The sequence below is a fragment of the Microvirga alba genome, from assembly GCF_015694465.1.
Classification (GTDB): Bacteria; Pseudomonadota; Alphaproteobacteria; order Rhizobiales; family Beijerinckiaceae; genus Microvirga; species Microvirga alba.
This window is the reverse complement of the sequence record NZ_JADQDO010000009.1, coordinates 91,245-108,197: the sequence shown is the minus strand read 5'-3', so window position 1 is coordinate 108,197 and position 16,953 is coordinate 91,245. Positions and strand designations below refer to the sequence as shown.

Sequence of the window (16,953 nt, the reverse complement as noted above, 5' to 3'; positions counted from 1 at the left end):
GTTAGAACAGTAACTCGCCTTGAGCGGCTTCGTTGAAGCGAATGACGCCAAGTAGCTGCCAAGTCTGAGGACGCTTAGCCATGTTCCCAATAGCGAAAGCCATACCTCTAGACGGATACTCCTCATTGTATGTTTGAGACATCCAATTCAGAGTCTCAGTTTCACTTTGTCGACGACATCCGTTCCAGAACATGGTGTGGGTCTCCCAATCGCCACATTCATAATCGTGAGTTCCGGCACCATCCTCGAATTTAAACCGAAACTCGTAAGGAGAGGGCTGAAGTTCGGCTAATTCCTTATCGAACATTGATGTTTGACGAGCGGCATAACGATAGGCTTCCTGTGCCTCCTCGATGTCTGAGGCGTTCCGACGCTTGTAGTAGAACTTGGAGTTCTTCGGGCGAATAAGAGCGAGTGATTTTCCACTCTCTTCCGCCGCCCTCCCTGAAGGTATGATCATAGGAGTAAGAAGGCGAGTTCGTTCCGCTTCCGACAACCGCCCATCTACAAGTAGCGTCTCCTCATGGACATGACAGCTCTCGGCCCTCTTATCTTTTGTTGGACGATGATGGTCGAACCTCACCCAATCCCACCGTTTGAAACTCGCCTCTCCACTGAGGTGGCGAAAACGTAACGGGAAAAGACGCCTCCATTGCCGTTCCGATGTCACGGCAGCGCAACAGACCGTCTCACCATAGGTCTTGCTAGGTTGTGGAAGAGCTTTGACGAGAATGACGGCTCTGGAGGAGGTGACGGTTCCGGACATATCGATCCGGATCATCGCCATAGAGATCGAAGGACACAAGATGGTTGTTGGTTAGACATTCGACTACAATTGAACGGTGACAGGTCTTTGGATCGCGCTCAAAGCACATCAGGCAAGTAACCGAATCTTGGACAATACCTTCCAAGGTGCTTAGGGCCTCCTGTGCCCGTTCGCTCTTGAGATGATTGGTGTAGATGCGCTCGAAGATCTTGTAACGGCCAGCACGAGCTGCCTCTCGTCCATCTTTTGGGTCGCCCAAACCGATCAGGTGCTCGTAACGGATACCTGATGCTTCAAGGTGCTGACGAAGGGCCGTCTTCGAGAAGCCCTTCTTGCGGGATAGTGCAACAGCTCGAACGTCGACGAGAGTTTCGACGCCGACCGCATTGAGAGTGGTGACGAAGCGGCTGATGTCGGTTCCCTCATAACCGATGGTATAGACTACAGGCATTGTGTTGCCCTTGCTCCTTTGCCGGATGATCGCCACCGAGGGTTTTAATGAGTTTCCAAGCTTAGTCTAGGGAGACTAATGCTGGATACTTCTATGGCCGTTTATGGGTGATAAAGTGGGCACGAGTGATTTTGCCAGCCCTTCGAGGTGATCGCTGTATGCCCTTATTTGAACTAAACCACGCCAACCGAACCATCTACTTCAGAAAGTCTATCTCCAGCCCAAAATTCACGACGACCAGTATTCTCACGAGAGATGCATGGAGCTATGTCGAACTCTGGCTCAAACGACAGCGAAAACAAGAGGCCTTGGTCTATTGGTATCAAGCGAGGGATTTTCACGCCGCCTCAAAGCGCCTTCCACCTGTCTCAGCGCCACTTACTCTTTACTATTGTTTTATGAACGCCGCTAAGGCGCTTCTTTTAGCGAAGAGCGTAAGTTTCTCTGACCGACACGGCGTTAGTGGTCAGGTGGCTGGTTCTAAGCGATCTCTTGAGGCTGAAGTTACCGAATTGAAATCAAAAGGAATCGTATCTGATCTAGCAAAGTACCTCAAAGAACCTGAACAAACTTAAAAGCATAGCTTAAAAGAAATATTCGGAAATCTTGCGTTCATTCACCGAGCGTATTGCCTAACATACAATACTCCCTCAGAGATGTTGATGCCATTACGCAATCCAATTTACATGAAGGATACGAGTACCAACGAGGTTGTTTTTCAGGCTGAGGTAACTGGACGCAATGCTGATCTTAGACGATTGCAAAATCTCTCACCAGATTACCATATCGTTGATGGTGAGCATCACAAGAAGTACATCATTCAGCGGAAGGATCGTATAGCTTGGTATCGTCGTGGAAACACTAAGGCTGACAGGGAGGCGATACTTAGCGGACTGGCCGATTACCATGCGAAGATCAGGTGTGACATATGTTGCATCTCCGCTCCTACGGACCTTTGGTATCTAAAACGTACCGTGTCAGGAACGAAGATCGTGAACCGGTATGGCCTCACGCTGATGCTTGCCGCAATGCACCGTCTAAGCGAGTTGGCTCGTTATGACCCGCAAGGTTTAGCAACGCACTTGAGCGGCAAAGAGAACTGGCTTCTGACTGAGTTTATCGAACTCGCTCCTTCGCAGTTCGTCGATGAGTTGGCATGTGAAATGACCGGATTGGAATTTCGGTTACCGGGTGTCCGCTCATAAGAGACATTTGGACATGTGACTGAGAGCTACAGTGTTGGTTTTGTTAAGCTTGCCAGCCTCTTAGCCACCTTCTCGGGCCTCAGGTGGGTATAGCGGCTCAACATTCGTGGATCCCGGTGCCCACTGATCAGAGCAACCTCAGGCACAGTGAGGCCATACTCAAAGCAGCGGGACACGGCCTCGTGCCTGAGATCGTGAAGGCGGATGTCTTCTAGACCAGCTCTTTTCCGTAGCCTCTCCCATGCCAACCGAACGGCATTGGCCGTCACTGGAAAGACCCGCTCATCCGTCCACTCCATGGATGACAGGATCTCGACCGCCTTTGGGGTAAGCGGGATCGTCCGAGGATGACCGTTCTTGGTCTTCATAATGCGGATCGTCCGAGCGGCGAGGTCCACGTCCTCCCAACGGATCGACAAGAGTTCCCCACGGCGCATACCCGTTTCAATGGCGAGCATGAGAATTGGTCGGAGATACCTAGCTGAGGGAGTGCTCAGCGCCTTCAGCAGTTCCTCACCATCATTTACCATCAAACGACGGTCACGTGGTCTGGAGTCAGATGGAAGCTTGATCGCTTTCAGGGGATTGGCTCTTAGCGGAATGCTCCATTCTCTCTTCGCAACTTCAAAGCAGTGGCGGAGGATAACGAACTCACGCCGCACGGTGGCCCCTTTCACTACTGTCAACCGCTCGTCGCGATACGACGCGAACTGAGCCGAGGTGATCTTGCTCAGGGGTACATCGGCAAGGTCGCGCCTAAGGAACGCTTTGAGAACGGCTGTTTCGTTCTTGGCACTGCGCTTTCGCGGTACGACCTCATTGAGATAGCGCCGGATTAGATCGCCAACGGTGAGGTTATTTAACACGGCTGCATTAGGACCTAGGTCGCTCCGGTCCGCCTCCAACTCAACCTGCCGTGCCCACGCCTGAGCATCTGCCTTGTGGAAGAAAGAGCGGCTTAGGGAAGGGCTACCGTTGCGCCTCACCTGAACTTGCCATTTATCACCGCGTTTGCGGATTGTTGCCATCACTCATGACCTTAGCTGTGACAAGGGTGTGACAGCGGTGGTCTGAAGAGAATTTCTGAGGGTCCGGCACATCAGCTAAGACATTGAAGTCAAAGCTGGATCGATGGTGCTGCCAGAGAGGATTGAACTCTCGACCTCTCCCTTACCAAGGGAGTGCTCTACCACTGAGCTACGGCAGCGCGCCAACGAAGAGGGCCGCTTACTGCCACAGGGCGGACCTCGACGCAAGATTTGAAATCGATCTTTATTCAGCTGCCTGCGCTTTTGGTTGCAGAGGGAGCCCGAGAGCGGTCCAAACTTCCACCAGAGCGGCGGCGAGGGCATCGATATGGGCATCGGTGTGGAAAGGCCCGGCGGTGACCCGCAGGCGCTCCGTGCCCTTGGGCACCGTGGGGTAATTGATTGGCTGGATATAGATGCTGTGTTTGTCCATAAGGCGGTCGCAGGCTGCTTTGCAGGCTTCCGCGTCGCCGACCATGACCGGGATGATATGCGTCGCCGTCTCGAGGACCGGCAGGCCCGCGCCGGTCAGGACCGCCTTGGTCCGGGCGACCTGGCGCTGCTGCTTCTGCCGCTCCGCATCCGAGGCTTTCAGATGGCGAATCGAGGCCGTGGCGGCGGCGGCGATGGCCGGGGGCAGGGCGGTGGTGAAGATGAAACCCGGCGCGAAGCTGCGCACCGCATCCGTCACCGCGCGTGTACCCGTGATGTAGCCGCCCATCACGCCGAAGGCCTTGCCCAGCGTGCCCTCGATCACGTCGACCCGGTGCATGGCCCCCTCGCGCTCGGCGATGCCGCCGCCGCGGGCGCCGTACATGCCGACCGCGTGGACCTCGTCGAGATAGGTCATGGCGTTGTAGCGCTCGGCCAGATCGCAAATCGCGTGAAGCGGGGAGATGTCCCCGTCCATTGAGTAGACGCTCTCGAACACGATGAGCTTGGGCCTCTCGCCCGCCGCCTGGAGCAATTCCTCCAGGTGGGCGAGGTCGTTATGGCGGAAAATGACCTTGTCGCAGCCCGACTGGCGCACGCCCTCGATCATCGAATTATGGTTCAGGGCGTCGGACAGGATGAGGCAGTTCGGGATGAGTTTGGCGAGGGTCGCGATGCCGGTCTGATTCGAGACGTAGCCAGAGGTGAAGACGAGCCCGGCTTCCTTGCCGTGCAGATCGGCGAGTTCGGCCTCCAGTTCGACCATCGGATGGCTGTTGCCGGAAATGTTGCGCGTGCCGCCGGCGCCGGTGCCGAGGCGCCACGCGGTCTCGGCCATGGCGCGGGTGACATCGCGGTTCTGGCCCATGCCGAGATAGTCGTTGGAGCACCACACGGTGATGGGCCTCTTGCCCTCTGGGCTATGCCAGATCGCATCCGGGAACCGACCCGCCAGGCGCTCGATATCCGCAAAGACGCGATAACGGCGCTCTGCCTGGAGACGCTCAAGGGCCGACGTGAAAAAGTCTTGATATTCCATCATCTCACCGGGTGCGGCAGCGCGATGCCCGGGATCTAGGGCATCCGTTGCCAAAGGACATTGATCCTGCTCAAGGCCTGGATCACAGATATTCTGGTTGAGAGCCGATTGCGAAGCCTTTAATTGATCATGGCGACGATGGGTCGCGTGAACCATGTCTGACGTGAAATCGCAAGAAAAAGCGGACCGCCTCAAGGCGGCGCTGAAAGAAAATCTTAAGAGGCGTAAGGCTCAAGCTCGTGGACGGCAGGCTGCCAGATCCGTGAGGTCGGAAGCCGATGAGCCGAGCGTTTCCGGCGAGCGCGACAAGCCGTCCGACTAGCCCGAGAGGGCATAAGGGCGGCATAGCTCGCATCATGATTGTAAAGGGAAACTCATGGATCGCATTCGCATCCGGGGCGGCGCGCCTCTCAACGGTTTGATTCCGATTTCAGGCGCCAAGAATGCGGCCCTGCCTCTGATGATCGCGAGCCTCTTGACGGATGAGACCCTGGAACTCGGCAATGTGCCGAGGCTGGCGGACATCTCCTCGCTTCTGCGAATCATGAGCAATTTCGGTGTCGATCATTCCATCGCGGGCCGCCGGCCCGGGCAGACCGCCGAAACCGGACAGACGATTCGCCTGACCGCCCGATCGATTATCGATACCTGCGCGCCCTATGAACTCGTCTCGACCATGCGGGCGAGCTTCTGGGTCATCGCGCCGCTTTTGGCCCGTTTCGGGGAGGCCAGGGTCTCCATGCCGGGTGGTTGCGCCATCGGCACCCGCCCCGTGGACCTGCTTCTCATGGCACTGGCTAAGTTCGGCGCGACCATTGAGATCGACGGCGGCTATGTGGTCGCGACGGCTCCGAACGGCTTGCACGGGGCGGAAATCGACTTCCCCAAGGTCACGGTTGGTGGCACCCATGTGGCGCTGATGGCCGCGACACTCGCCCGGGGCACCACCGTGATTCGCAATGCGGCCCGCGAACCGGAGGTGACGGACCTCGCCGATTGCCTCATCAAGATGGGCGCGAAAATTCAGGGCGCCGGCACCTCTGAGATCGTGGTGGAGGGCGTTGCCCGCCTTGGCGGGACCTCCCACGACGTTCTGCCGGACCGCATCGAGACCGGAACCTACGCCATGGCCGTCGCGATGGCCGGCGGTGATGTGACGCTCGAGCATACGCGACCCGAACTCCTGCAATTCGCTCTCGACGTGCTGGGCCAGACGGGCACGGAGGTTTTGACGACTCCTGGCGGCATCCGGGTTCGCCGCAACGGCAATGGCATCCAGTCCGTCGACGTGACAACCGATCCGTTCCCCGGCTTCCCGACCGACCTCCAGGCCCAGTTCATGGCACTCATGACGCGGGCGAACGGCACCTCGCGCATCCGCGAGACGATCTTCGAGAACCGCTTCATGCACGTTCAGGAGCTTGCCCGCCTCGGCGCCAAGATCCGCCTCGATGGCGACAGCGCCTATGTGGAGGGCGTCGCGGGGCTGAAGGGCGCGCCCGTCATGGCGACGGACCTGCGCGCTTCCGTCTCGCTGGTCATCGCGGGACTCGTCGCGGACGGCGAAACCACGATCAACCGGGTCTATCACCTGGATCGCGGCTTCGAGGCCCTGGAGGCGAAGCTCGCCCGCTGCGGCGCTGAAATCGAGCGGCTGAGGGGCTGAGCCGACTGGGAGCGGAGGCTACGGCCTCCGCTATTCCGCCTCAATAAAGGATCGCGCCGCGCTTCTGGCCAAAGCCGGGTATGTCGCAGCGGCATGGCGTATTGAGCGGGAAATATTGCGGATACTCGCAGCTGCCCCGCGAGGTGTAGCAGACATTGCCGACGCGCTGACGCTGCGCGGGTCGTCGCGATTCGTGCGGCGGCGGGCCGTAACCCGGAGGCGGGGGCGGCGGACCATGTCGATAGCCCGGGCGCGGGCCGCCCCATTCCGGCTCGGGCGGCGGCGAATAGGGGTTTGGGTAATATTGGGCCGAAGCCGGCGCAGCCACGGTAAGGGCCGCGAGAATGGCAAGAGCGATGGGTTTCATCACGTTTCCTTAAGACTGCGACCAGGGTCGACCTTGAAAGATGAACCGGTCCTGAGCGCAAAGGTTGCGCTTCCGACGGGGGCTCTCTACCTAGCTTTCAACGCTTAACAACAGGTTGGTAGTCCCATGGACCTCCTGAAACTCGTCGCCCTCGACTCGGATGATCTCGCCGTTGTGTCAGCGCATCTCCAGGATGCGGTCCTTCGCGTGGGAGATATCGTCTATCTGCCGAAAGAGCACCGCTTCGCCATAGAAGCTCGTCGTTTCGACTGGGAGGCGAAGTCGGACGCCCCCCAACGCCGCCTGACATGCATGCATTTCGAGCACGTCACGGGCGTGCGCGTTCGCGGCATCGACCAGAGCAACAGGGACGCCGTGCTCAACCTTCTCGCGATTTCTTTCGAGGAGCGCGATGCTCCATCCGGCACGGTGACCTTGATCTTCGCAGAAGGCGGGGCCATTCAGGTCGATCTGGAGTGCATCGAAATGCAGATGAAAGACCTCGGCCCGGTCTGGGCCGCCGAGAGCCGTCCTGCGCACGACAACCAGCCGTCGGAGCGCGGCTGATGGCGCAGCGGCTCGACGCGCGGGATGCCTCGTTCCCGCAGGCTTTCGCCGAACTTCTGTCCGCGAAGCGTGAGATTTCGGAAGATGTGGACCAGGCCGTCCGCGCGATCATCGACGATGTGGTGGCGCGCGGCGACCAGGCCCTGATCGACTATACGCGCCGTTTCGATGCACTGGAACTCGACGCGGGGACGTTGCAAATTTCCGACGCCGAGATCGATGCGGCTGAAGCCCGATGCCCGAAGGAGGCGCTCAACGCCCTTGCGCTCGCGAAGGAGCGCATCGAGGTCTATCACCGGGCGCAGCGCCCGCAGGATTCCATGTCGACAGATGCGCTCGGCGTGACGCTCGGCTGGCGCTGGACCGCGCTGGAATCGGTCGGCATCTATGTGCCGGGCGGGCGGGCGAGCTATCCGTCCTCCGTCCTCATGAACGCGGTGCCAGCGAAAGTCGCGGGCGTGCCGCGCGTGACCATGGTCGTGCCGACCCCGCGTGGTGAGACGAACCCGCTCGTGCTTGCCGCCGCGCGGCTCGCAGGCGTCGATGAGGTTTTCCGCATCGGCGGCGCGCAAGCTGTGGCCGCGTTGGCCTATGGCACGGCCTCCGTGAAGCCTGTGGCGAAGATCGTCGGGCCGGGCAATGCCTATGTGGCCGCCGCAAAACGCCGGGTCTTCGGGCAGGTCGGTATCGACATGATTGCCGGGCCCTCCGAAGTACTTGTGATCGCGGATGGTCACGCCAATCCCGATTGGATCGCGGCCGACCTTCTGGCCCAGGCCGAGCATGACCCCGTTGCACAGGCGATCCTGGTGACGGACAGCGCCGGTCTCGCCGATGCGGTCGAGAAGGCTGTCGAGCGTCAGCTCGAAACCCTGCCCAAGGCGGAAATCGCGCGGGCGAGCTGGCAGGATTACGGCGCGATCATCCTGGTCGAGCGCCTCGATGACGCCATTCCGCTGGTCGACCGCCTTGCGCCGGAGCACCTGGAAATCGAGACCGAGAATGCCGACGAATTAGCGGCGAAAGTGCGCAATGCGGGCGCGATCTTCCTCGGCAGCCATACGCCCGAAGCCATTGGCGACTATGTCGGCGGCCCGAACCACGTTCTGCCGACGGCCCGCTCGGCCCGCTTTTCGTCCGGTCTCGGGGTGCTTGACTTCATGAAGCGAACCTCGATCCTGAAATGCGACGCGGATGCCCTACGGGCGCTCGGCCCTGCGGCTATCGCCCTCGGGCGATCCGAGGGCTTGGAAGGGCATGCGCGATCGGTGGCAATCCGCCTGAACCTCTAGAATTGTGACGTCGCATGGCGAGCGAACCGAAGCGAAGCAGACTGGTCGCCGTCACGCTCGACGAGGCCTCCATCGGTCGCGGCAACCCCGATCAGGAGCACGAGCGGGCCATCGCCATTTACGACATCGTCGAGGCGAACTCCTTCGCGCTGCCCAACTATGACGGCGGGCCTTATGCGCTGCACATCGCCCTCATCGAGAAGCGCCTGTGCTTCGAGGTTCGCACGGAAAGCGGCGCGCCGCTCGTGACGCATCAGCTCTCGCTCTCGCCCTTTCGCAAGGCAATCCGCGACTATGAACTGATCTGCGACAGCTATTATCAGGCGATCCGCTCCGGCTCGCCCTCTCAGATCGAGGCCATCGACATGGGACGGCGCGGCATGCACAACGAGGCTGCGGAGCTTTTAATGGAGCGCCTCGAAGGCAAGATCCTGGTCGATTTCGACACGGCGCGGCGCATCTTCACGCTCATCTTCGCACTTCACTGGCGGGGCTGACGGGTGGAGATCGCCCGCGCGAAACGGATCCAATCGGTTCTGTTCGTCTGCGCCATGAACGCAGTGCGCTCGCCGATGGCCGAGGCCATCGCGCGGCATTATTTCGGCAAGTCGATCTATGTGCAATCCGCCGGCGTTCGTCCGAGCGAGCCAAACGGATTCATCGTCTCGATCCTCGATGAAATCGGCATCGATGTTTCCAAACACAAGCCGCGCACGTTGGGTGAGCTGGAAGAGTGGGAGGGGCTCAATTTCGACCTCATCATTTCACTCTCGCCGGAAGCCCACCACGCCGCGCTCGAATTGACGCGAACCGTTGCGGCGGAAGTGGAATATTGGCCGACGCCGGATCCGACCCTCGTGCAAGGGGCGCGCGAACAGGTTCTCGACGCCTATCGCCATGTCCGCGACGGATTGGTGTCGCGCATCCTCGACCGGCTCAAAGTTGGATCACCATCCAAACAGGCGGATGATTGACAGCGTGCCGAGACCGGCCGCGAGGCCGACAAGCTCGAGCCGCGTCAGGACCATGGCAAGGATCGTCGCTGACAAGGCGAGAATGGCCGGGACGCCGTTGTCGAGCACCACGGGCAGGATCGTCGCCAGGATGATCGATCCGGGCAGGGCGCGCAGGCCCCGCTCCACGCGCGGCGTGATCCGCACACGGCTCATGACGACCATGCCCGCAATGCGGCACAGAAAGGTTGCCACCGTCATCGCGGCAATGGCGAAGGTCGCGCCCCAGGGGCCGGCGATCAGGGTGTCGATGGCGGTCATTCGATCAACATTCCCGCGATCACGCCCGCGACGGCTCCGGCGAGGATGAAGAGGTAGCCAGGGACGAGCGTATGAAAGGCGAGCGAGACCGCGCCCGCTACGAGCCATGGAAGCGCCGGTTTCGGCCCTTTCCACAAGGGGACGAGCATGGCGCCGAAGAAGATCGGCATGACGAGATCGAGACCGAAGCGCGTCGGCTCGGGCACGAGCGCACCGGCAAAGAAACCCGCGAACGTCGCGATGAGCCACACCGCCCAGAGCGCGAGACCTGAACCCAGCAGAATTCCCACATCGCGTCCGCCCTCGCTGTAATAGCGGGTGTTGATGAGCCAGCCCGAGTCGGTGATGAGGAAGAGATTGAGCGCGGTGCGCAGCTTTGGTTCGTCCTTCAGCCAGGGATGAAGCGTTGCCCCGAGCAGGATCATGCGCGCGTTCACGACGGCGGTGACGGTCATGATGGTCAGGATCGTGGTGGGCGACCAGACCTTCTGCCAGATCTCAAGGCCGACCATCTGCGATGCGCCGGCATAGACGAAGGCGCTCAGGCCGAAGGCTTCGGCAAGCGACAGCCCCTTCTGGGAGGCGGCAGTGCCGAAGGCCATGGAGAACATGATGAAGCCGGGAAAAGCAGGCAGCGCGGCGCGAGCGCCGTGGCTGAGACCGGCGAGAGTGAAATGGGGGCGCAGGTTGGGCATCAGGTCGTGCTCTGTGCCCGCCCTGCGCTGATGCGTCAACCGCGCTTCGGCGCGCGGCTGCCATCTTTAAGATTTACGCCGCATTGCGGCTCGTTTTGCGCGACAGGCCATAGCCGGTGGCGATGACGAAGAGCGCGCCGATGGCCGCAGCGCCGTAGAGAATCGCGCTGACAGGCTTGATGTCGAGCGGCGGATGACCCGGGTCGGGCATCACGAATTGCGGATAGTGGCTCGACAGCCAACCGAGCACGGCCGGGTCGGTGACGATCATTTCCGCCGCGATGTAGCCGAGCAGCGCCGCACCGGCCCAGACGAAGATCGGGAACCGCGTGATCAGGTTCGTGATGATCGACGCGCCCACCATGATGAGCGGAATCGACAGCAGAAGACCGAAAACGAAGAGTTCCGGATGGCCGCGCGAGGCGGCGGCGATGGCAACCACGTTGTCGAGGCTCATCACCGCATCGGCGATGGCGATGGTGCGCACGGCCTTCCAGAGGCTGGTGCTGGCCTCGATGTTGCCGTGAGCCTCATCGTCTTCGCCCTGGATCAGTTTGACCGCGATCCAGAACAGCAGCAGGCCGCCGACGATGCGCAGGAACGGGAGGCCGAGAAGCTCGGAAACGAGGAAGGCGAAGACGATTCGCAGCGCTACCGCGGTGCCCGCGCCGAGCATGATGCCGAGCTTGCGCTGGTTCTGCGGCAAGGAGCGGCACGCCATGGCGATGACCACCGCATTGTCGCCGGAAAGGAGAATGTCGAGCCAGATGACCTGAAGCAGCGATACGAGAAATGTAGTCGAGAGAATATAGTCCATGACGGCCTTAGGAGTTTCAGGTCAGGGTAAGAGTCGAGCTTAAGTATATATTGCCTGCCCGAATTCAACCGCAGACCGCTGTATCTTGCGACGAAAGTTAATCGCGCGCGCCAGACTTCGACAAAGGTCGTAGGCCCTGAATTCATGTTTTCGCGGCGAATGGGTTTAAATCGCATTTCACTTGCTTGATCCCACAGATTGCCTTGGGCACAACTCGAACAGAAAAAGTCTCGGGCGTGATGAACGTGCCCGGTCGGGAGGCCGCTTATGCCTACTTCTCACGAACGCTCCAGTCCGGAGCGTCGCTGGTCCATCCGTGCGCCGCAAAATTTTGCTGGCGGAATTTCATTGATTGCCTTGGCTGCCCTCGCGTTGTGGCTGATGAGCGATCTCCCCCGGGGCACACTGCGCTCCATGGGGCCGGCCATGCTGCCGGATTGGCTCGCCATCGGCGTCGGTCTCGCTGGCCTTGCGCTCGTCGCGTCTTCGTTCAAGCCTGGTGAGGCGCTGGAGCGTTGGAGCCTGCGGGGCGTGTTCTTCATCCTTCTCGCGATCGTCGGCTTTGCCGTGACGATCAGGCCCTTTGCTCTCGGCCCCATCGCGATCCCGGGTCTCGGCCTTGCGGTGGCCGGTCCGCTCGCGATCATCGTCAGCGGTTTTGCGACGCCCGAGGCTCGCTTGCGGGAACTCGTGATCCTTGCCCTCGGCCTGACGCCGTTCTGCATGCTGCTCTTCGGCGATCTCCTGAACCTCCCGATCCCGATCTTCCCACAGAGCCTTACCGGCCTGTTCCCCGCCGACTGGTCGCAAAAGGCCGTCTTGCGAGCAACCGCGGCTCTCATGATCGTCGGCGCGGCAGCCGTGTTTTTCCTCGGTCGTGGCCACAAGGCTGATCAGGTCGATGTCGCTGTTCAGGGCGGGAGGGGTTGATGGGTGATTTCTTTTCCAATCTGAGCCTCGGCTTCGGCGTCGCGCTGTCGTTGCAAAATCTCGGCCTCGCGTTCCTCGGTTGCCTCGTCGGCACGCTGATCGGCGTTCTGCCGGGTGTCGGCCCCATCGCGACCATTGCCATGCTCCTGCCGATCACCTTCGGGCTCGATCCGGTCGGCGCGCTGATCATGCTCGCGGGTATCTATTACGGCGCGCAATACGGCGGCTCGACGACCGCCATCCTCGTCAACATTCCAGGCGAGGCGACCTCCGTCGTCACCGCGCTCGACGGCCACCAGATGGCCCGGCAGGGCCGCGCCGGCGTGGCGCTCGGCATCGCCGCCATAGGCTCCTTCTTTGCCGGCACTGTCGCGACCCTGGTCATCGCCGCGCTGGGCGCGCCGCTCACCAAGCTCGCGTTGATCTTCGGCCCGGCGGAATATTTCTCGCTCATGGTCATGGGCCTCGTCTTTGCGGTCGTGCTGGCGCGCGGGTCGATCCTCAAGGCGATCGCGATGATCCTTGTGGGCGTGCTGCTCTCCACTGTCGGCACGGACCTCGAGACCGGCCAGGAGCGCATGACCTTTGGCCTGTCCTTCCTGTCGGATGGCATCGATTTCGCCGTTCTCGCCATGGGCATCTTCGGTATCGCCGAGGTGATGCGCAATCTCGACAACACGGAAGCGCGTGACATCGTGCATAAGGCCATTGGCCGCCTTCTGCCGAACAAGGAGGATTTCAAGCAATCCTATGCGTCCGTCATTCGTGGCACCGTAATCGGCTCGATCCTCGGCATTCTGCCGGGCAACGGCGCGGTGTTGGGACCGTTTGCCTCCTACACGGTGGAAAAGAAGCTCGCGAAGGACCCGCGCCGCTTCGGCCGCGGCGCGATCGAGGGTGTCGCGGGCCCCGAATCCGCCAACAACGCCGGCGCGCAGACCTCCTTCATCCCGCTTCTCACCCTCGGCATTCCGCCGAACGCGGTGATGGCGCTGATGGTCGGCGCCATGACGATCCACGGCATCGTGCCGGGGCCGCAGGTCATGACCCGCAATCCGAACCTGTTCTGGGGCATGATCGCCTCCATGTGGGTCGGCAACCTGATGCTGCTCGTCATCAACCTGCCGATGGTCGGCATGTGGGTGCGCCTCTTGAAGGTGCCTTATCGCCTGATGTTCCCGGCGATCCTGATGTTCTGCGCCATCGGCATCTATTCCATCAACTCGCTGCCGACGGACGTGATGTTCATCGCGCTCTTCGGCCTCGTCGGCTACCTCTTGATCAAGCTCGGCTTCGAGCCCGCGCCGATGCTGCTCGGCTTCGTACTGGGCAAGCTGATGGAGGAAAACCTGAGGCGCGCGCTCATCATTTCGCGCGGCTCGCTCGCGACCTTCATCGAACGCCCGGTCAGCGCCGGCCTGCTGGCCGTGGCGCTGGTCCTCCTGGTGCTGGCGCTTCTCCCCTCGATCCGGAAGGGCAGGGACGAGGTCTTCACCGAGTAGCTTGTCTTCGGAAACGCCTTCCGCACATTCTAACGCAAGAAAATCTTCCAGGGAGAAACCAATGAAAAAGATCGCACTGACCCTCGCCGCTATCGGCCTGGCTACGGCCGCGCAGGCGCAGACCTATCCGCAGCGCCCGATCACCATGATCGTGCCCTTCGCGGCAGGCGGCCCGACGGACGTGATCGCCCGCATCGTCGGCGACCACATGTCCCGCACGCTTGGCCAGCAGATCGTGATCGAGAACGTGGCTGGCGCCGGCGGCACCACCGGCATTACGCGCGCGGCGCAGGCTCAAGCGGATGGCTACACCATCATGATGGGCCATATGGGCACCCACGGTGCCGCGCCCGCTCTCTATCCGAATCTGAAATATGACCCGACGAAGGATTTCGCGCCCATCGGCCTCGCCGCCGGCACTCCCATCGTCATCGTGGCGAAGAAGGACTTTCCGGCCAACGACCTGAAGGGCTTCGTCGATTACATGAAGACCAACGGCGAGAAGGTGAACATGGCCCATGCGGGCGTGGGATCGGTCTCGCATATGACCGGCATCTTCTTCAATGCGGTTGTCAAGACCAAGCCGACGATGGTCGCCTATCGCGGCACCGGGCCGGCGCTGAACGACCTGATGGCGAACACGGTCGACTACATGACCGACCAGATCGTCAACGTCGCGCCGCAGATCCAGGGCGGCAACATCAAGGCCTTCGCCATCGCGACGGCCGAGCGCTCGCCGGCCCTGCCGAACCTGCCGACCACCAAGGAAGCCGGTCTCGACGGCTTCGAGGTCAGCGCCTGGAACGCAGTCTTCGCGCCCAAGGGCACCTCGCCCGAAATCGCGAAAAAGCTCAGCGACGCCCTCGTGAAGGCCCTCGACGACGAGTCGACCCGCAAGCGCCTGCTCGATCTCGGCGGCGTGATTCCGAGCGGAGCCGAGCGTTCCCCGGAAGCCCTGCAGAAATTGGTCGAGAGCGAAGTAGCCCGCTGGACCCCGGTTTTGAAGGCCGCAGGAGCGACGGCGGAGTAAGCTTTTTCCTAGCTTTTCCTTGAAGAACGGCGGGCTTCTGGCCCGCCGTTCGTTTTTGGGCGTCTGCGACGACAAAGAAGCCTTGAAATTGATCGCTCAGACGATTACACCCTGCCGCGTGTGCAGCCGTAGCTCAGTTGGTTAGAGCACCAGATTGTGGATCTGGGGGTCCCCCGTTCGAGCCGGGGCGGCTGTACCATTTAGAATAAGGGGTTGAGCCGATTTTGAGCCGCCCTTTGCGAGCCGGTCAGAGCTTCGGTAAGCAGAACGCAGAAATTGCCCCCTCTCGTATGATCGAACGCGCCACCTTGGGGCGCTATATTCCAATGCGCCAAGCTAGCCTTTGGGGGCACTGAGCGCGTGTGTAATCTCTATTCGATCGCGACGGCGATGCGCTCTCAATGACGCCATTACTCCCAATGCACTTTGCCCTGATCCGAAAGGGCTGTTGTTTATCGACCTTGAGAGGCGACTATCAGCTGCCAATGATCTTCACTTGGAGAGGGATTATGTTGAAGCATGCCAGCCTAGCCGCATTGCTTGTGGCAGCAACTTTCACGTTGCCTGCCCTTGCTGGTGGCGCCAATGGTAACAACGGGGTAGGCAACCAGTGTCAGGGCAACTCCTGTGGTGGGAGCCGAGGGGCGCCAGGGCCGATAGCTGGAGCCGGCCTGCCCTTTCTCCTCGTGGCCGGTGGATATGCGCTGTTGCGCCGCTACCGCACCCGCAAGGCCGAGCAACCAGCGCTGACCTATGCCTCCGGGGGCAGTGAATAGAAGCAAGGCTCCTTACCCAGTGGGCCTATGGCGGCTGCAAGGGATTGAAAGCATTCCAGGGAAGCGGGCGATCCGCAGAGGGGAGGCTACGCCTCCCCTTGAAGCTCCGCGCCAGGCTTAATTATTCGACCGGTCGGCAATGTCTGGGGGAGCCCAAAGCGCATTCCAGTGCGTGGCGATCCCATCCGGCCGTATCGGCGGCGGCGTCGTAGGTTGATTGGAGAAAAGCCAGCAGGGTTTCATCCGGGGTCGCGCTGAGCCGGACCGCGTCATACGGCAGGATGAATTCGCCAAGCTGGCTGTTGAACGAGGCGATCGCGGGACGGATCGGACGATTGCGAAATCCCGGCGGCTCGGGATAGGCGTAGGAGTAGAAGGCGGCCTGCGGAAAGGCGTCGTTTCCCGGCCAGAATCCGGCGCTGCTCACCTCGTGCGAATAAGCCTCCCGCGCGACAATGGTAGGCAGATGCGGAACGCCGCCCGGATGGAGGGGGGCGGGGCGTCCGGAGAAGCGTGTCACGGCGAGGTCGAAGCTGCCCCAGAAGAAGTGGACCGGGCTGCATTTGCCGATAAAGCCGGTGCGGAAGAGTTTGAAGACCCGGTCGGCCTGAACCAGAGCACGCCAGAAACGACGTGCCGCCTCCGGATCATAGGCGGCGTGAATGTCGTCCTCGGGAAACGGAATGGCTTGCGCGATCTCATTGGGAATGACGTTGATGTCGACGGACATCCCGAGGTCATCGAGGGCCGCAAAGAGTGTCCGATAGAAAGCGCTGACAGGTTGCGCGATCAGCGGAAGATCCCTCTTGTCGCCGCGGCTCGTGCGGATGCGCAGGACCTGTGTGATGAAGTCGAACTCGATTTCGAGAGCGTGTCCGTCGATATAGATCGGCGACGTCGTCAGTCCCACAGTCGAGACATAGAGCGTGACGTGCCAGGAGTGATTGAGCCACGGTGTCGTCGCCAGGCGTATCTTGCCGACGATCTGGGTCCAGAGCTGAAGCGTGGTCGCGGTGTCGCGCCACGTTTCATAATCCAGGGCCGGCCAAAGCTGACTCGTCTGCTGACGCTTGACGGATGATGTCTTGTCGCCGCTCATGCGCATGGCCCTCGTTG

At 60.9% G+C, this 16,953-nt stretch carries 17 protein-coding genes, 2 tRNA genes and 1 pseudogene; 10 read left to right on the top strand and 10 right to left on the bottom strand.

From position 1 onward, the window contains the following. Window position 1 precedes the first annotated feature (1 nt). Window positions 2-766 carry a hypothetical protein gene (locus tag I2H38_RS16665; protein ID WP_210324838.1) on the bottom strand — a complete coding sequence of 255 codons (765 nt, stop codon included), beginning with the start codon at window positions 764-766 and terminating at the stop codon, window positions 2-4. Continuing rightward, window positions 705-1,217: a DUF488 domain-containing protein gene (locus I2H38_RS16660; RefSeq protein ID WP_196272992.1), complete on the bottom strand. Its 513-nt coding sequence runs from the start codon at window positions 1,215-1,217 to the stop codon at window positions 705-707. Before I2H38_RS16660 ends, I2H38_RS16665 begins: the two co-directional genes overlap by 62 nt. Before the next feature lie 158 nt (window positions 1,218-1,375). Between I2H38_RS16660 and I2H38_RS21060 the strand changes: the two are divergent. Next, window positions 1,376-2,422 (top strand): annotated as a pseudogene (locus I2H38_RS21060) (YaaC family protein). Between the two features lie 26 nt (window positions 2,423-2,448). Here I2H38_RS21060 and I2H38_RS16645 read toward each other — a convergent pair. The 3 genes from I2H38_RS16645 to hemA all read right to left on the bottom strand — a co-directional run bounded on the left by I2H38_RS16645 (window position 2,449) and on the right by hemA (window position 4,921). Then, window positions 2,449-3,450 (bottom strand): tyrosine-type recombinase/integrase, encoded by a 1,002-nt coding sequence (locus tag I2H38_RS16645; protein WP_196272990.1) that lies wholly within the window; start codon window positions 3,448-3,450, stop codon window positions 2,449-2,451. 104 nt (window positions 3,451-3,554) lie between these two features. Continuing rightward, a tRNA-Thr gene (locus I2H38_RS16640) sits at window positions 3,555-3,629 on the bottom strand. Between the two features lie 65 nt (window positions 3,630-3,694). Next, entirely contained in the window at window positions 3,695-4,921 is a 1,227-nt protein-coding gene (hemA, locus tag I2H38_RS16635) for a 5-aminolevulinate synthase (RefSeq protein WP_196273072.1), read from the bottom strand. Window positions 4,922-5,297: 376 nt separating this feature from the next. Here hemA and murA point away from each other — a divergent pair, with 376 nt between their 5' ends. Further along, complete coding sequence (gene murA / locus I2H38_RS16630; protein WP_196272989.1) at window positions 5,298-6,587, top strand: UDP-N-acetylglucosamine 1-carboxyvinyltransferase; 1,290 nt, start codon at window positions 5,298-5,300, stop codon at window positions 6,585-6,587. Window positions 6,588-6,627: 40 nt separating this feature from the next. Here murA and I2H38_RS16625 read toward each other — a convergent pair whose 3' ends face one another. Further along, a complete protein-coding gene (locus I2H38_RS16625) occupies window positions 6,628-6,954 on the bottom strand; it encodes a hypothetical protein (RefSeq protein ID WP_196272988.1) in 327 nt (108 codons plus the stop codon). A gap of 126 nt (window positions 6,955-7,080) precedes the next feature. Here I2H38_RS16625 and I2H38_RS16620 point away from each other — a divergent pair, with 126 nt between their 5' ends. The 4 genes from I2H38_RS16620 to I2H38_RS16605 are packed head-to-tail and all read left to right on the top strand — an operon-like array spanning window position 7,081 to window position 9,787. Further along, complete coding sequence (locus tag I2H38_RS16620; RefSeq protein WP_196272987.1) at window positions 7,081-7,521, top strand: DUF2948 family protein; 441 nt, start codon at window positions 7,081-7,083, stop codon at window positions 7,519-7,521. Beyond that, window positions 7,521-8,813: a histidinol dehydrogenase gene (gene hisD / locus I2H38_RS16615; protein ID WP_196272986.1), complete on the top strand. Its 1,293-nt coding sequence runs from the start codon at window positions 7,521-7,523 to the stop codon at window positions 8,811-8,813. Before I2H38_RS16620 ends, hisD begins: the two co-directional genes overlap by 1 nt. Before the next feature lie 14 nt (window positions 8,814-8,827). Further along, a complete protein-coding gene (locus tag I2H38_RS16610) occupies window positions 8,828-9,310 on the top strand; it encodes a UPF0262 family protein (protein ID WP_196272985.1) in 483 nt (160 codons plus the stop codon). A gap of 3 nt (window positions 9,311-9,313) precedes the next feature. After that, window positions 9,314-9,787 (top strand): arsenate-mycothiol transferase ArsC, encoded by a 474-nt coding sequence (locus I2H38_RS16605; RefSeq protein WP_324617422.1) that lies wholly within the window; start codon window positions 9,314-9,316, stop codon window positions 9,785-9,787. Here I2H38_RS16605 and I2H38_RS16600 read toward each other — a convergent pair. The 3 genes from I2H38_RS16600 to I2H38_RS16590 all read right to left on the bottom strand — a co-directional run bounded on the left by I2H38_RS16600 (window position 9,761) and on the right by I2H38_RS16590 (window position 11,599). Further along, a complete protein-coding gene (locus tag I2H38_RS16600; RefSeq protein ID WP_196272984.1) occupies window positions 9,761-10,087 on the bottom strand; it encodes an AzlD family protein in 327 nt (108 codons plus the stop codon). The two genes, I2H38_RS16605 and I2H38_RS16600, sit on opposite strands and share 27 nt — an antisense overlap. Continuing rightward, the gene (locus I2H38_RS16595; RefSeq protein WP_229426756.1) at window positions 10,084-10,782 is read right to left on the bottom strand and encodes an AzlC family ABC transporter permease; all 699 of its coding nucleotides are present in this window, start codon (window positions 10,780-10,782) and stop codon (window positions 10,084-10,086) included. Before I2H38_RS16595 ends, I2H38_RS16600 begins: the two co-directional genes overlap by 4 nt. 73 nt (window positions 10,783-10,855) lie before the next feature. Then, complete coding sequence (locus I2H38_RS16590) at window positions 10,856-11,599, bottom strand: TerC family protein (protein ID WP_196272983.1); 744 nt, start codon at window positions 11,597-11,599, stop codon at window positions 10,856-10,858. A gap of 267 nt (window positions 11,600-11,866) precedes the next feature. On the opposite strand from I2H38_RS16590, the gene I2H38_RS16585 reads away from it, so the two are divergent. The 4 genes from I2H38_RS16585 (at window position 11,867) to I2H38_RS16570 (ending at window position 15,260) form a co-directional block, all read left to right on the top strand. Next, window positions 11,867-12,529 (top strand): tripartite tricarboxylate transporter TctB family protein, encoded by a 663-nt coding sequence (locus I2H38_RS16585; protein ID WP_196272982.1) that lies wholly within the window; start codon window positions 11,867-11,869, stop codon window positions 12,527-12,529. Then, window positions 12,529-14,031, top strand: coding sequence for a tripartite tricarboxylate transporter permease (locus I2H38_RS16580; RefSeq protein ID WP_196272981.1), 1,503 nt, complete (start codon window positions 12,529-12,531; stop codon window positions 14,029-14,031). Before I2H38_RS16585 ends, I2H38_RS16580 begins: the two co-directional genes overlap by 1 nt. Window positions 14,032-14,092: 61 nt before the next feature. Next, window positions 14,093-15,061 (top strand): tripartite tricarboxylate transporter substrate-binding protein, encoded by a 969-nt coding sequence (locus tag I2H38_RS16575; RefSeq protein ID WP_196272980.1) that lies wholly within the window; start codon window positions 14,093-14,095, stop codon window positions 15,059-15,061. A 122-nt stretch (window positions 15,062-15,183) separates the two neighbouring features. After that, window positions 15,184-15,260 (top strand) — tRNA-His (locus I2H38_RS16570). A 698-nt stretch (window positions 15,261-15,958) separates the two neighbouring features. Here I2H38_RS16570 and I2H38_RS16565 read toward each other — a convergent pair. Then, window positions 15,959-16,936, bottom strand: coding sequence for a DUF5996 family protein (locus I2H38_RS16565; protein WP_196273069.1), 978 nt, complete (start codon window positions 16,934-16,936; stop codon window positions 15,959-15,961). Window positions 16,937-16,953: the final 17 nt, after the last annotated feature.

Bases quoted from the DNA above. Each gene is read 5' to 3' on its own strand.
- I2H38_RS16665 (WP_210324838.1), bottom strand. From the start codon at position 766: ATGTCCGGAACCGTCACCTCCTCCAGAGCCGTCATTCTCGTCAAAGCT.
- I2H38_RS16660 (WP_196272992.1), bottom strand. From the start codon at position 1,217: ATGCCTGTAGTCTATACCATCGGTTATGAGGGAACCGACATCAGCCGC.
- I2H38_RS16645 (WP_196272990.1), bottom strand. From the start codon at position 3,450: ATGGCAACAATCCGCAAACGCGGTGATAAATGGCAAGTTCAGGTGAGG.
- hemA (WP_196273072.1), bottom strand. From the start codon at position 4,921: ATGGAATATCAAGACTTTTTCACGTCGGCCCTTGAGCGTCTCCAGGCA.
- murA (WP_196272989.1), top strand. From the start codon at position 5,298: ATGGATCGCATTCGCATCCGGGGCGGCGCGCCTCTCAACGGTTTGATT.
- I2H38_RS16625 (WP_196272988.1), bottom strand. From the start codon at position 6,954: ATGAAACCCATCGCTCTTGCCATTCTCGCGGCCCTTACCGTGGCTGCG.
- I2H38_RS16620 (WP_196272987.1), top strand. From the start codon at position 7,081: ATGGACCTCCTGAAACTCGTCGCCCTCGACTCGGATGATCTCGCCGTT.
- hisD (WP_196272986.1), top strand. From the start codon at position 7,521: ATGGCGCAGCGGCTCGACGCGCGGGATGCCTCGTTCCCGCAGGCTTTC.
- I2H38_RS16610 (WP_196272985.1), top strand. From the start codon at position 8,828: ATGGCGAGCGAACCGAAGCGAAGCAGACTGGTCGCCGTCACGCTCGAC.
- I2H38_RS16600 (WP_196272984.1), bottom strand. From the start codon at position 10,087: ATGACCGCCATCGACACCCTGATCGCCGGCCCCTGGGGCGCGACCTTC.
- I2H38_RS16595 (WP_229426756.1), bottom strand. From the start codon at position 10,782: ATGCCCAACCTGCGCCCCCATTTCACTCTCGCCGGTCTCAGCCACGGC.
- I2H38_RS16590 (WP_196272983.1), bottom strand. From the start codon at position 11,599: ATGGACTATATTCTCTCGACTACATTTCTCGTATCGCTGCTTCAGGTC.
- I2H38_RS16585 (WP_196272982.1), top strand. From the start codon at position 11,867: ATGCCTACTTCTCACGAACGCTCCAGTCCGGAGCGTCGCTGGTCCATC.
- I2H38_RS16580 (WP_196272981.1), top strand. From the start codon at position 12,529: ATGGGTGATTTCTTTTCCAATCTGAGCCTCGGCTTCGGCGTCGCGCTG.
- I2H38_RS16575 (WP_196272980.1), top strand. From the start codon at position 14,093: ATGAAAAAGATCGCACTGACCCTCGCCGCTATCGGCCTGGCTACGGCC.
- I2H38_RS16565 (WP_196273069.1), bottom strand. From the start codon at position 16,936: ATGAGCGGCGACAAGACATCATCCGTCAAGCGTCAGCAGACGAGTCAG.